The sequence below is a fragment of the Ilyomonas limi genome (assembly GCF_005233845.1).
GTDB lineage: Bacteria > Bacteroidota > Bacteroidia > Chitinophagales > Chitinophagaceae > Ilyomonas > Ilyomonas limi.
This window is the reverse complement of the sequence record NZ_SZQL01000007.1, coordinates 27,845-41,211: the sequence shown is the minus strand read 5'-3', so window position 1 is coordinate 41,211 and position 13,367 is coordinate 27,845. Positions and strand designations below refer to the sequence as shown.

The 13,367-nt window shown below is 41.7% G+C and carries 11 protein-coding genes and 2 tRNA genes; 6 read left to right on the top strand and 7 right to left on the bottom strand.

Annotated features, from left to right (window positions below; translation table 11 throughout):
• Positions 1-78 precede the first annotated feature (78 nt).
• From FC093_RS10225 to rpsU, 6 genes are all read right to left on the bottom strand, one after another.
• Positions 79-161: transfer RNA gene (locus tag FC093_RS10225), tRNA-Tyr, on the bottom strand.
• A gap of 98 nt (positions 162-259) precedes the next feature.
• Positions 260-332, bottom strand: a tRNA-Thr gene (locus FC093_RS10220).
• A gap of 558 nt (positions 333-890) precedes the next feature.
• Positions 891-1,049 (bottom strand): hypothetical protein, encoded by a 159-nt coding sequence (locus tag FC093_RS23750; protein ID WP_170971048.1) that lies wholly within the window; start codon positions 1,047-1,049, stop codon positions 891-893.
• 382 nt (positions 1,050-1,431) lie between these two features.
• Positions 1,432-1,734, bottom strand: coding sequence for an HPF/RaiA family ribosome-associated protein (locus FC093_RS10215; RefSeq protein ID WP_137261681.1), 303 nt, complete (start codon positions 1,732-1,734; stop codon positions 1,432-1,434).
• A 200-nt stretch (positions 1,735-1,934) separates the two neighbouring features.
• On the bottom strand, positions 1,935-2,837 hold the full coding sequence (locus tag FC093_RS10210) for a tyrosine-type recombinase/integrase (RefSeq protein WP_137261680.1): 903 nt from the start codon (positions 2,835-2,837) through the stop codon (positions 1,935-1,937).
• A gap of 61 nt (positions 2,838-2,898) precedes the next feature.
• Positions 2,899-3,096, bottom strand: coding sequence for a 30S ribosomal protein S21 (gene rpsU / locus FC093_RS10205; RefSeq protein WP_137261679.1), 198 nt, complete (start codon positions 3,094-3,096; stop codon positions 2,899-2,901).
• 265 nt (positions 3,097-3,361) lie between these two features.
• Between rpsU and FC093_RS10200 the strand changes: the two genes are divergently transcribed.
• Positions 3,362-4,927, top strand: a complete 1,566-nt coding sequence (locus FC093_RS10200) for a M20/M25/M40 family metallo-hydrolase (protein ID WP_137261678.1) — start codon at positions 3,362-3,364, stop codon at positions 4,925-4,927.
• Between the two features lie 462 nt (positions 4,928-5,389).
• Here FC093_RS10200 and FC093_RS10195 read toward each other — a convergent pair whose 3' ends face one another.
• Positions 5,390-6,961 carry a T9SS type A sorting domain-containing protein gene (locus FC093_RS10195; protein ID WP_137261677.1) on the bottom strand — a complete coding sequence of 524 codons (1,572 nt, stop codon included), beginning with the start codon at positions 6,959-6,961 and terminating at the stop codon, positions 5,390-5,392.
• A gap of 546 nt (positions 6,962-7,507) precedes the next feature.
• Between FC093_RS10195 and FC093_RS10190 the strand changes: the two genes are divergently transcribed.
• From FC093_RS10190 to eboE, 5 genes are all read left to right on the top strand, one after another.
• The gene (locus FC093_RS10190; RefSeq protein ID WP_137261676.1) at positions 7,508-8,377 is read left to right on the top strand and encodes an EboA domain-containing protein; all 870 of its coding nucleotides are present in this window, start codon (positions 7,508-7,510) and stop codon (positions 8,375-8,377) included.
• A 55-nt stretch (positions 8,378-8,432) separates the two neighbouring features.
• Positions 8,433-9,437, top strand: a complete 1,005-nt coding sequence (locus tag FC093_RS10185; protein ID WP_137261675.1) for a TatD family hydrolase — start codon at positions 8,433-8,435, stop codon at positions 9,435-9,437.
• Between the two features lie 2 nt (positions 9,438-9,439).
• Complete coding sequence (gene eboC / locus FC093_RS10180) at positions 9,440-10,339, top strand: UbiA-like protein EboC (RefSeq protein WP_240743258.1); 900 nt, start codon at positions 9,440-9,442, stop codon at positions 10,337-10,339.
• Positions 10,340-10,667: 328 nt separating this feature from the next.
• Positions 10,668-11,837: a 3-dehydroquinate synthase gene (locus FC093_RS10175; RefSeq protein WP_137261674.1), complete on the top strand. Its 1,170-nt coding sequence runs from the start codon at positions 10,668-10,670 to the stop codon at positions 11,835-11,837.
• Complete coding sequence (gene eboE, locus FC093_RS10170; RefSeq protein WP_137261673.1) at positions 11,837-13,048, top strand: metabolite traffic protein EboE; 1,212 nt, start codon at positions 11,837-11,839, stop codon at positions 13,046-13,048. The genes FC093_RS10175 and eboE overlap by 1 nt, the downstream gene beginning before the upstream one ends.
• The last annotated feature ends 319 nt before the right edge of the window (positions 13,049-13,367 follow it).

Genomic DNA, 13,367 nt, shown 5'->3' with positions numbered 1-13,367 from the left:
CAGGTTTACGAATTGGAGGAAATTAAAACAACTTGCAAACTGGTGAACAAGTAAACTTGTAAACTTTTTAAAAGAACGTGGGCAGGAGTGGATTCGAACCACTGAAGTCGAAAGACAGCGGATTTACAGTCCGCCCCATTTGGCCGCTCTGGAACCTGCCCGTATATGCTAAATATTTAATGTTGGGATGTACGATGCGGCGAAAATAAAGCATTATCGAACATCATTACATCATACATCTTAAATCGTACATGTGCTGAGCCACTTGTCGGAATCGAACCAACGACCTACTGATTACAAATCAGTTGCTCTACCAGCTGAGCTAAAGTGGCGTTTGAAAGAACTGCCCCATTTTTTAGGGATGGCAAAGGTAAGCGAAAACTTTATTTGGCAAAATTCTGAAGGTTTTTTTTTATGTTGATTGTTTGTTTTTTTCGTGTAACAATAAAAGTGGCAGTATGTGATGTGTTTTGTGCCTGATCCGACTGTATCCTTGTTTAGCATAAAGTTATCCTGTCATTGATATACATTCAAAAAACTGTCTGTCCAAACAACAAGGCAACCCCGGTTTTTGTTTGGTGTAAGGCTATCTGTTTTTATGTGCGCCGGTAAACTATTTATTGAATAAGTATGAAGGTTGTAAATTTCGGGATAATGAAATAACTCTTTTTGTGAAATAATATACACCTTTTTTACCGCAGGCGCAAAAAGATTAGCAGCGTTTGCAATTCCATTTCTAAAGATAAATCCGCTCTTATACTATCCTGGCAGATTGATGCAATAAATGCTGTTGGTGTGTTGCAACTGTTGAAGCGCCTGTGCACTGGTTTTGGTTACCTTGCTTGCAGCCACAAAACTTCGGTAGCTTATCACTAAAAAAATAGTTTTGTTTAGTTGTAAGATACAACAGGAATACAGTGAGGTAATGTAAGATAATCTGTTACATGATAACCACTTGCATTGTAGCCATATAAGAGGTAGTCGGTATGCAATAAAAAATCGGAACCGGGATGGTAAGAATGTATCACGCCACTCCATGTTTGTGCCATGTACATGCTATCAGAGTCATCGCTTAAAAAGTGTAGGCGAAACGGGTTCAGAGCAAGAAAAAAGGAGACGGGCAAGAAGCAGGTAACTGCAATATTTCAGGTTCATAAGCAGCATTAAAGGTAGGTGGCAGTGTTGTTTTGTTGCTTTTATAAAAGAATGAATCTAAAAGACTATTTTAAAATAAATGGTTGAATCACGAAGACGTGAAGGACACAAAGTTGCACAAAGGAGAACTTATAGTGCTCTGCAGATAAATAATACTTTGTGTAACTTGATTACTCTGCGACCTGGTGGTCGCTTATTTTAAAAATATATCATTAATACATAAATAAAAAGCCCCTGATATGCAGGAGCTTTTTATTTTGCAGGGCTTTAAATTTTTTATGCAGCGGCTAATTTTTGTTTTTTTCTCTTTATTTGGTTAATAGCTGAATCTAAAGCGCAGTCAAAAGATTCTTCAAACGATTTAGACGAACACTTTACAAACACATTTTGCCTCGGCACATGCACTCTTATCTCCACAATCTTATCCTTAATGTTATGTACGATATTATCCAGCTTCAGAAACACATCCACCTTTACAATGCGGTCGTGAAAGTTGGTGAGTTTTTGCGCTTTTTTCGTTACATAATCCACAAGTTTGGTGTCGGCGTCAAAATGCACGGCTCGAATGTTTACATTCATAAGAAATCGCTTTTAATGGTGAAAGAATATTGGCGGTTGGCCTTTTGGGCTTAACGCAAAAGTTAAGTTACAGCAAGGTGTTGATAAAATAAAATTTCCCGCCTATTTTAATCTTCTTTTTACAGTTGAATGAATAAAATATTTCCTTTCGTGAAAGATATACACCACTTTCTAAAGCTAATAAACGTTTGTAAGCATTTTTATGCTTTTGGATGCGCCTGCTTATATACTTCTTTCAGTTTTTCAATGGTATTATGCGTGTAAACCTGTGTAGCTGCAAGGCTGGAATGACCTAATAATTCCTTCACTGCATTCAGATCGGCGCCATTATTCATCAGGTGCGTGGCAAAGGTATGGCGGAGTATGTGCGGGCTTTTTTGCGAAATAGTGGTAATGTATGTTAGCTGCTTATTAATAAAATTATAAACCGATTTTGCCACCAGGCGTTTGCCTTTCGCATTTACAAATACATATGCTTCCGCTTCACCGCTTGCTGGTTTTGTTTCAATGTATGTTTGCAGCTCCTGCAGCAGTTCTTTTGATACGGGTATAATGCGTTCTTTGTTGCCCTTGCCCAATACTTTTATATGGCTGTAGCTCCAGTCAATTCCGCTTTCTTTCAGGTTAATTAATTCGCTCAGCCGCATACCGGTATTATAAAAAAGCAGCAACACCAGGCGTTCTGTTTTGCCCGCATGATCATCAGTAAAATGTAGCTTGCTGAAGTTGTTTTTAAAATCATTTTCTTCCACAAACACCGGCAGCCGCTTGCTTACTTTCGGAGAAATAATAGTAGCCATTGGCGTTTGCTGCAGTACGCCGTTCTTCATCAAAAATTTAAAGAACGATTTTAAAGTAGATATTTTCCGGTTTAATGTTTTGTTTGCCACCGCTTCCTCTGCTTTCATAGTGGCCAGCCACGAGCGCACCATTGCCGGTTTTACCGCTTCCATAGGTGGCGCATCATAAAACGAAATGAGATAAATGCAAAATTGTTCCAGATCGTTCTGATAAGCAACAAGCGTATGCTGTGAGTATCTTTTCTCAAACTGCAGATACTGAAAAAATTGCTGCAGATGCGGATATTGTTCGGCTATCGTCATAAAAAAATAGCCATAAAGGTAAACTCCTTTATGGCTATTTTCAACTAAATATTACGAATACTTATTTTTCTATTTTACCGCTGGCAAGGTTCTGCTTGTAGATAGCTTTCAGCACTTCATTGCGACGCTTAACCGATGGTTTGGTAAAGCTTTGGCGCTCTCTCAATTGAATCAGCGCTTTGCTTTTTTCAAATTTCTTTTTGTACTTCTTCAGCGCTTTGTCTATGTTTTCGCAGTCTTTAGAATCAATTATCAGCATAGTATAATATACCCCCTTCAGGTAATTTTTTGAGGCGCGAAGATAAATGTTTTACATTAATTACCAAATAAGCTGCCGGGAAAATTTATGGTTTTTAGTTTTTATTTGGTAAATGAATAAAATGAAAATTTAGTTGATTGTACGGATGCATCTTCTCCGGTTTGTGATCATAGCAATTTTATACCTTACTTTAAGCATTAAACATTATGCGGGGCAGCGGCTCGCCCAGGCTCTTCATTCCTGATTCTTCTTTACTTTAGCCCCCATGAAAAAATACATTTTTTGCCACTTTACAGTAGCAGCATTATCTGTTATATTTATTAGCCAGGGCATTGCACAGAACAGTGATTCCGTAATTATCCAAAACATTATTAACGAAGCCACCAACAACTCGCAGCTAAAACCGCTTGCACACGAGTTGCTGGATGATATTGGCCCCAGGCTCGTAGGCACACCGCAGATGAAGCAGGCTGCCGATTGGGCAATTGCTAAATATAAAGATTGGGGTATAGATGCTAAAATAGAGAACTGGGGCGAATGGAAAGGCTGGGAGCGGGGCATTTCGCACATTGATATGGTGTATCCAAGAGTAAAATCGCTGGAGGGAACGCAACTGGCATGGAGCCCTTCCACCAAAGGAAAAAATGCAACTGCCGAAGTTATTATTCTGCCCGATGTACAAGATTCGGTTGCCTTCAGGCAATGGCTGCCCAATGCAAAAGGTAAGTTTGTGTTGGTATCCATGAACCAGCCCACCGGGCGCTCGGATGACAACTGGAAAGAATATGCAACGCCAGCCTCTTTTGAGAGAATGAAAGCCGAACGCGATGTACAAATAGCAGCATGGGCAGAGCGAATAAAAAAGACCGGCTATACTACCCGCACCTTGCCACGTGCATTGGACAGCGTGGGAGCTGCTGGCGTAGTAAGTTGTACCTGGTCGAAAGGTTTTGGGGTAGATAAAATTTTTGGCGCTTATACAAAGCGCTGCCCGAGCGTGGATATTGCTTTGGAAGATTATGATTTGTTGTATCGCATGGCAGAAGCAGGTGATAAACCGCGCATCAGTGTATATGCCGATTCGAAAGACTTGGGCGTAGTGCCCACCTTCAATACGATTGCGGAGCTAAAAGGAACCGAAAAGCCGGATGAATATGTAATTCTTTCTGCGCATTTCGATTCGTGGGATGGGGCTACTGGTGCAACAGACAATGGTACCGGAACATTGACGATGATGGAAGCCCTGCGTATTCTTAAAAAAATATATCCGCATCCTAAAAGAACCATTCTTGTGGGGCACTGGGGCAGCGAAGAACAAGGATTAAATGGTTCGCGTGCCTTTGTGGAAGACCATCCCGAAATTGTACAAAATATACAAGCCGTATTCAATCAGGATAATGGTACCGGCAGGGTAACCAGCATCTCCGGGCAAGGTTTTTTAAATGCGTATGAATATGTCTCCCGCTGGCTGACGGAAGTGCCCGATTCTATCCGCAACAACATTACCACTACTTTTCCTGGTATGCCGGGTGGCGGCGGAAGTGACTTTGCTTCGTTTGTGGCAGTGGGCGCGCCTGCATTTTCTTTAAGTTCCTTAAGCTGGGATTACGGCGTTTATACCTGGCATACCAACCGGGATACGTATGATAAAATTATATGGGACGACCTCCGAAATAATGTAATCCTCACCGCTATTCTCGCTTATATGGCAAGTGAGGATCCTGCTACCACTTCGCGCGACAAAAGCATCTTGCCTATTGATATAAAAACCGGGGAACGTAACAAATGGCCGGAGCAAAGGAAGGCAAACAGGAGGGGTGGACTGGATTAAGGAAAGAATAAGATATGAAATTTAAACAGAACCCGGCGATGGTATAAACTTGCCGGGCTTTATGTTATTTCGAATGAAGCAAACTAATCTGTCAGACGCAGCAAGATAAGCACAGCCACCAACATTGATTAAAAGCTAAGTACAGATTGCTTTCATTGTTTGTTTTAAATAGTAACTACCAGATGAATATCCAATGCTATATAATGCCTCTGGTTTCGCTCCGGGAAATGCACCTCCTAGGATAATAGTCAGCGCATTTGTGAAAACACGAATGGACTGGAAGTGATAGTGATGCTTTTATAACAATGGGCAGGTCTCCCAAAACCCGCCCTTTGTTATTTGCTCTCTTTCCCGCAATGTGGCTCCTTCTACAACTTATTGTGCGCAAGTTAGTGAACAGTGCAGCGGAGTTAAGCTGAGTATTGCTGTAAATAAAAAAGAACAGATCGCAAGACTTTGCCTTTATTTAGCAATGATCAGCTTTTGAGTGGCATTGGTAGTGGTATTTCTAAGGAAATACATTCCTGATGGAATGTTATATAAAGGGATATCTTCATTGCCTTCAATTATCCTGGTCAGAAGCACCTTGCCATGCTGGTCGCTGAGTTCAAATTTTGCTTTGCCGGTACTTTGAATATGCACTACCTGGCTCGCCGGATTGGGGTAAATAATGAAAGTAAAAGAAGACCTCTTACTATTTGCTGCGTTTATATTTGCTTCGCTGGGAGATGTAAGCTCATTATCTGTATTGTTGTAACGCACATCCGTTATCTGGAAGTCGTATGTTTGATTAACCCGGTAATTTCCGCCCAATGCAAAGCGGTTATTACTAATAGCTACAGCACTTACCGCTTCATATATAAGGAGTGTTACATCCCAGCGTATTTGCTGGCTATTGTCAAGCGCTACTACCCACGTACCCGGCGCCGGGTCTGTTTTGTCGCCAGCCCACGAGTTGGAGGAGCCATATAAAACAGTACCATGTGTATTTTTATATAGTCCTGTTAATTTGTCTTCACCCGGTCCGCCAATCGTTCTATCATACATCATTTTTCCTTTACTATTCAGTTTTACTACCCAGTAGTCATTGCTATTCTGGTTAATATCGTGGTTGTCCTGGGTCTTATCGCCCGATGCATTAGACTTTGAGCTACCACCCACTATAATGCTTCCATTCTGTCCTTCAACAATATCTGCCACTTCATCGTAACTGTCTCCGCCAACTGTGGTGTTCCATTGTATAATACCCGAAGCATTTGTTTTTACTACCCAATAATCATCGGCTCCGCGATTAATTTGTGTTTTATTGCCCGATACGGAAGAATAAGAATAACCAGCCAGTACATAGCCACCGTCACTGGCTTGCATAAGATTAGTCAACAAGTCGCTTTCAGAGCCGCCATACGATTTATCCCATTGTATATTGCCGGCATTGTCCAGCTTTACAATCCAGTAATCGTTGCTGCCAAAGAAAGCTGCAGTTTTATTGCCGGAAGGAGCAGATGTAGACCAGCCTCCAGCTAAATAACCGCCATCTGTCGTTGTAATCAGGCTGGTGGCATCATCAATATACTCGCCACCAATGGTTTTATCCCATTGTACATTGCGGTTGGCATCCAGTTTTACTATCCAGTAGTCGGTAAAGCCATAGCTATCTTCAGTCTTTTCGCCCGATGCCGGTGAGTTGGAGTCGCCGCATAATATATAGCCGCCATCGCTGGTTAAACTGATTGCACTAAGCTTGTCGAAGCTACTACCCCCAATTGTTTTATCCCATTCATACTTACCTGTATTATCCAGTTTTACTATCCAGTAGTCCGTTGCGCCCCTGCAATCTTCAGATTTTTGCCTAGATGTATTAGATGATGAATAACCGCCCATCAGCACGCCGCCATCGGGTGTTTTTACCATGCAGGTAAAGTTGTCATTATCACTGCCGCCAACTTTTTTCTCCGCTTTTACATGGAGTTGAGCAAAGGAAATATGGCATACAGCAAAACTGAGTAACATGCAAAAGCATAATTGATGTTTCATGTTTTATTGTTTTATCGTAAGGAAATATTTTAAAACATACATCAACACAAGACTCTTAAGCACTTTATAAATGAAGTTAATCATCATAAAATAGCACCCCTCATTTTGACATAACCTGAGATGATAACCGGGCTGGCAGTACGACTTTGGCTTAGTAACTGTAAAGCTATTATTTATTTCTTAATAAATATACTCCATTTTAATAATATTATCTTACAGGTGTATTCCATTAACCGATAGAGAAAATGTTGTTGTGGATGATAAGCTTTAATGCATAATTGTTTGTTGCAGGAACGGGCTGTATGGTAATATATTTTTTATAATCTGCTTCGGCACTTACTTCCTCCTTGTTTCTTTACCATTTGCTTCTGTTAAAGCAACATTTAAATTTACTAATATCTTATCATACAAGTTGATAAAAACTGTTTTTTTATAATCTGTTTTTATCCTTCATACTTTTAATACAGCTTCCTGTTTATATTTACGCGCTTGCTGCTATGCTAACGAAAGCAACCCTTTTACAAGCAACACGTTTTTATTCACTATATGGAGACGTTAAAAAATTATTTAGGTCAGATCATACAACAACAGGTATCTGGTGAAAGCTGGCAATGGCTGCAGGAAAAAGTATCTAATATTGGTAATGCAGCACAATTCAATCTGGCCTTTGCGGCTATTCCACGTAAAGTAGGGAAGAACAGCATAAAGATTGATGAAGAGGAGATAAAAACAGTACAACAATTGCGAAGCGGATTATCTATTAAAAACTGGACAATAGACCGGCTTTGCAGGGTATGGTTGTTGATGCATTTAGATGCTGATAACCAAGAGGCATACATCCGTACAATAGAAAATCTTTTTATAACTGCAGATATGAATGAGCAGGTTGCACTGTATTCTGCATTGCCGGTGCTGGCTTATCCTGAACACTGGCAAAAGCGTTGTGCCGAAGGCATACGGAGTAATATTGGTGATGTACTGAAAGCCATTATGTGCAACAATCCTTATCCTGCCGAGCAACTGCCGCCCGCAGCCTGGAACCAATTGGTGCTAAAAGCATTTTTTACAGAAAAACCGATCAATGAAATTATTGGTTTGGATAGGAGAGCCAATGAAGAACTGGCGCATATTTTATCCGATTATGCACATGAACGCTGGGCAGCGCACCGTACCGTAAATCCGTTGTTATGGCGTTGCGTTGGGCCTTTTATAGATGAAAAAATATTCCCGGATATTGAACGAATCGCCGCTTCGGAAAATAAAGAAGATCAAATGGCAGCCGTGCTGGTATGCAGGCAAAGTAGCTATCCGCCGGCGAAAGCATTATTACATGAACATTCCGCTTTACAGTCATCAGCAAAAGATAGTACCTTAAGCTGGGATGCAATTGCGCAGAAAGCCGGCGGCGTTCAGTAGTATTTGTTGTACTGTAAAGTGTGCAAATTTTATTATTTAGTATAAAACAACCGATATGTGTTGCAATCAATATACACCCGGTACAGATGGATTAAGTGAAAGGGATCTTCAGCCGGTAAGTCATCTTCCGTTTTTCAAAGAGCGTATCGCAGGTATGCAGTTCTTCGACCCGCATGTACATATGACCTCCCGCACTACCGACGACTATCAGGCAATGGCAGACGCCGGCATTGTGGCGATTATTGAGCCTGCTTTCTGGCTGGGACAGCCACGCACAGGGGTAGCTTCGTTTCGCGATTATTACAGCAGTCTTATTGGCTGGGAGCGGTTTCGTGCGTCGCAGTTTGGCATTAAGCATTACTGCACCATTGGTTTAAATTCAAGAGAAGCCAACAACGAGGCGCTGGCAGAAGAAGTAATGGAGTTGCTGCCTTCATTTATTTATAAGGAAGGCGTGGTAGGTGTGGGCGAAATTGGTTTTGATGATCAGACTGCTGCCGAAGAAAAGTACTATCGCCTGCAGTTAGATCTGGCAAAAGAAGCCGGCTTGCCGGTGCAGATTCACACTCCGCACCGCGACAAAAAACGAGGTACTACCCGCAGCATGGATATAGCTATTGAGCATGGACTCAATCCTTATACGGTGATTGTAGATCATAACAATGAAGAAACTGTACAAGAAGTACTGGACCGTGGCTTTTGGGCGGCATTTACCATTTACCCGTTCACGAAAATGGGCAACGAACGCATGGTACAGATTGTAAAGCAATACGGCATTGAGCGAATCATGATTAATTCTGCTGCCGACTGGGGTATTTCCGATCCGTTGGCCGTGCCCAAAACGGCAGCCCTGATGAAAGAGTATGGTATTAGTGACGAAGCTATCCGCACTGTAACGTATCAAAATGCCATTACTGCTTTTGGTCAAAGCGGGCAGATTGATGAAAAGGACTTTGCAGCGGTAAAGGATATTGATCAAAGTCAAAAGTTTAGTGGCAATACCGTATTGCGTGGCGGTCAGCAGCCAAGGGTAGATAAAAATTCACTGATTATACGCTAATAATGGGGCAACAGCTTAGAGGGTATCTGCGGTTGATGCGTCCTGCTAACATTGTAACAGCAGTATCGGATATATTGGCGGGAATTGCTATAGCTGGTTATTTTGCCAGTTACCCGGGTGGCTTATATCCATTACCTGTTACATTACTGGTTTTATCAACCATTGGACTGTATGGCGGCGGTGTGGTATTTAATGATGTGTTTGATGCAGAACTGGATAAAGTAGAACGGCCCGAGCGCCCTATTCCAAGTGGTTTAATCCTAAAACAAAATGCAGCATTGCTGGGAGGCGTATTGTTGTTAATAGGCATTGTAGCTGCTGCTTTTGTCCACGCTGGTTTATTACCTTCCGGTTTGATTGCCATTGCTATAGCCATCGCTGCATTGGCATATGATAAATGGGGAAAGCACCATCCGCTATTAGGACCTTTAAATATGGGTATTTGCCGGGGATTAAACCTCTTGCTGGGCATTAGTATAATACCTGTAGCCTTGTATCAATATTGGGCAATCAGCCTGATACCTGTGTTGTACATTGCAGCCATCACCATGATCAGCCGGGGCGAAGTACACGGTGGAAAAAAGAGAACTTTGTATGCGGCTGCCGTTTTTTATTTAATGGTAATTGTTGCTATTCTGCTTGTTTCCTTTACTAATAAAACCATTGTCTTTAGTTCGGCATTTTTAGTATTGTTTGGAATAATGATTTTTATGCCCTTGAAAAAAGCTATTCAAGATCCCAAAGGAGCGCTGATTGGAAAGGCAGTAAAAGCAGGCGTATTGGCGCTGATCTTAATGAATGCCGCATGGGCAGCTGCTTTTGGCACACTTTCCCTTGCACTATTCATCGTGCTGCTGCTACCACTTTCTCTCTGGATGGCAAAAGCATTTGCAGTAACGTGAGGGGGTACGGGATCAGTCAAAAAAGGGTTGTTTAGCTTCGGTTTTTGATAGGTTTTGCACAAAATAAAACTCAAATAGGAGATGCATCTTAGAGTAAGTGGTGGCGTTGGACTGGACAAACGCGCGGAGCCATCGGGTTGTCCTTGATCTTTTTGGTTACTTTTTGCATCAATGCCTGTCCCGATAATATCGGGAGGAAGAAGTGACAAACAAGAACTATAATCCCGAAGTTGCAATTTCAAGTATCTGCGTTAGTATCACTATTCAAAACAAATAAACATTCAAATACATATAATCATAATAGTTGCCTTTTATTTCAATAACAATTATGGAATTTTTACAACAATCTTTTACTGTTAGCTATCAATATAAAGTATTCTTTACAGAACATCTTTTTCATCCTTCCAATACTGCGTTTGCACAATTCTTACAAACGCAGCATACAGAAGGTTTACAAAAGAAAATACTATTTGTAGTAGATACAGCAGTAGCAGAACATCACCCGCAGCTTCAGCAGCAAATCATTCAGTATTTCAAAAATACCCCTGCTGTTTTGCTCACAGGCATACTAACAGTTATCGGTGGCGAAGAAGTTAAAAACAGCGAAACGTATGTACATCAGGTGCTCAGCGCCATCAACCAATACGGTATAGACCGTCATTCGTATGTAGCGGCTATTGGTGGCGGTTCGGTACTGGATATGGTGGGTTATGCCAGTGCTATTGCGCACCGGGGCGTTAAACACATTCGCATTCCTACTACGGTATTGTCGCAAAACGATTCGGGTATAGGAGTGAAAAACAGCATCAACTATTTTGGCAAAAAGAACTTTCTCGGCACGTTTGCACCGCCGGTTGCCGTATTCAATGATGCGCATTTCTTAACCACCCTGAGCGAAAGAGACTGGAGTTCCGGCATATCGGAAGCGGTGAAAGTTGCATTGATCAAAGATGCTGCCTTCTTTAGCTGGCTGGAGCAACATGCAGCAGACATGGCAACCAGAGATATGCAAACGATGCAATACCAGATTAAACGTAGTGCAGAACTGCATTTGCAACATATTGCCTCCGGCGATCCTTTCGAAATGGGTTCTGCCCGTCCGCTCGACTTCGGACATTGGAGCGCACATAAATTGGAGCAGCTTTCCAATTTCGCTGTTCGTCATGGCGAGGCAGTAGCTATGGGCATTGCATTAGACAGCACATATTCTTATTTATCAGGCAGAATAGCAGAAGAAGATTTACTCCGGATTCTTCATCTCTTAGAAAACTTAGGCTTGGCTATAACCCATCCGTTAATGGAGATTGGGGATAAAAGTCATCCGTTGCTTGCAGGGTTGAATGAATTTAGAGAACACTTGGGTGGAAAACTAACGATCACCTTATTAAAAGCAATAGGTAAAGGAGAGGAAGTGCACGAAATGAATATAGATTTAATTTGCAAAGCGAGCCAATACCTGCAACAATATTGCCTCACCGAACAAAAGCACAGCATCTGATGCAAACACCATTTGGTCATCTTACGTATTGTACCAATATACACGCCGGCGAAATCTGGCCGGAACATTTTAAAGCTATACAACAAGCTGTACCTGCAATCAAGCAACAACTCTCTCCTAACCATCCTTTTGGCATAGGGCTACGCTTGTCCAATGTAGCCAGTATAGAGCTGATTAAAGAAGACAACCTGCAACAATTCATTCAATGGCTACAAGAGCAGCAATGCTATGTATTTACCATGAATGGATTTCCTTACGGCGGCTTTCATCACACAGTAGTAAAAGAGGATGTGCATACACCGGATTGGACAACTGAACAGCGGTTGGAATACACGATTCGTTTAGCCAACATATTAGCAGCATTGTTGCCGGAAGGCATGGAGGGAGGTATCTCCACTTCACCGCTTACTTACCGGCACTGGCATGAAAAGGATGTGGAAACACATGCTGTTTTTCAACAAGCCACTATCAATCTTTTACATGTAGTAGAAGCCCTGATACAATTAAAAGAGCAAACCGGAAAAACTATTCATACCGATATAGAACCAGAGCCTGACGGACTGATGGAAACCGGTCCGGAATTTATGCAATGGTATCAGGAATATCTGCTGCCAATAGGTGTTTCTTTTTTAGGAGAACGCTTGCACTACACTAAGGAGAAAGCTACAGCAGCCATCAAAGCGCATGTGCAGCTTTGCTACGACATTTGCCATTTTGCAGTAGGCTATGAAGATCATGCAGGCGTTTTGCAGCAATTAAAAGCACGGGATATTAAAGTGGGTAAAATACAGATAAGTGCTGCATTAAGGGCGGAGATGCCAAATGCAACCGAACAAAGAGAGAGCGTCATAGAAGCTTTTAAAAAGTTTAATGAACCAGTTTATTTACACCAGGTAGTAGCCAGGCAAAAAGATGGAAATCTTAAACGCTATCCCGATTTGCCCGATGCATTACAGGAAGCAAATGCATCTGGCGTTCAGGAATGGCGGGCGCATTATCATGTGCCTTTGTTTATAGAAAATTATGGCGCTCTGCAATCCACTCAAAAAGATATACAACAGGTATTGCAGCTACACCGCGCGCAGCCTTTCTCCGCTCACCTGGAGATAGAAACCTATACCTGGGAAGTACTACCGGAAGAGCTGAAGTTGCCACTTACTGATTCGATTGTAAGGGAATTAGAATGGGTGAAGGATGAATTAGAGAAGTAAGTGAGGGAATATAAATTATTATCATTTTGTTTTGCCAGTCGTTGCTTTGGTCACATCAGCCAAACCATTTATCCAAAAAACTAAAATCCGTTTTAGAGTAAGTGGTGGAGCAAGCCCGGACAAACGCGCGGAGCGATCATGCCGTCCTTGAACCCGCATAGCGGTATCACTGAGACCAAAGAAAAACATTATTCACGAAGTAACTAAGCGAAGCGGTATCACTGAGACCAAAGAAAAACATTATTCACGAAGTAACTAAGCGAAGCGTTCTCATGAATACCATTGAAAAAACATCAATACATTCATAACTTTTTGGTTA

Bases quoted from the DNA above. Each gene is read 5' to 3' on its own strand.
- rpsU (WP_137261679.1), bottom strand. From the start codon at position 3,096: ATGCTGATAATTGATTCTAAAGACTGCGAAAACATAGACAAAGCGCTG.
- FC093_RS10215 (WP_137261681.1), bottom strand. From the start codon at position 1,734: ATGAATGTAAACATTCGAGCCGTGCATTTTGACGCCGACACCAAACTT.
- FC093_RS10185 (WP_137261675.1), top strand. From the start codon at position 8,433: ATGTGTTGCAATCAATATACACCCGGTACAGATGGATTAAGTGAAAGG.
- FC093_RS10175 (WP_137261674.1), top strand. From the start codon at position 10,668: ATGGAATTTTTACAACAATCTTTTACTGTTAGCTATCAATATAAAGTA.
- FC093_RS10200 (WP_137261678.1), top strand. From the start codon at position 3,362: ATGAAAAAATACATTTTTTGCCACTTTACAGTAGCAGCATTATCTGTT.
- FC093_RS10210 (WP_137261680.1), bottom strand. From the start codon at position 2,837: ATGACGATAGCCGAACAATATCCGCATCTGCAGCAATTTTTTCAGTAT.
- FC093_RS10190 (WP_137261676.1), top strand. From the start codon at position 7,508: ATGGAGACGTTAAAAAATTATTTAGGTCAGATCATACAACAACAGGTA.
- FC093_RS10195 (WP_137261677.1), bottom strand. From the start codon at position 6,961: ATGAAACATCAATTATGCTTTTGCATGTTACTCAGTTTTGCTGTATGC.
- eboC (WP_240743258.1), top strand. From the start codon at position 9,440: ATGGGGCAACAGCTTAGAGGGTATCTGCGGTTGATGCGTCCTGCTAAC.
- eboE (WP_137261673.1), top strand. From the start codon at position 11,837: ATGCAAACACCATTTGGTCATCTTACGTATTGTACCAATATACACGCC.
- FC093_RS23750 (WP_170971048.1), bottom strand. From the start codon at position 1,049: ATGGCACAAACATGGAGTGGCGTGATACATTCTTACCATCCCGGTTCC.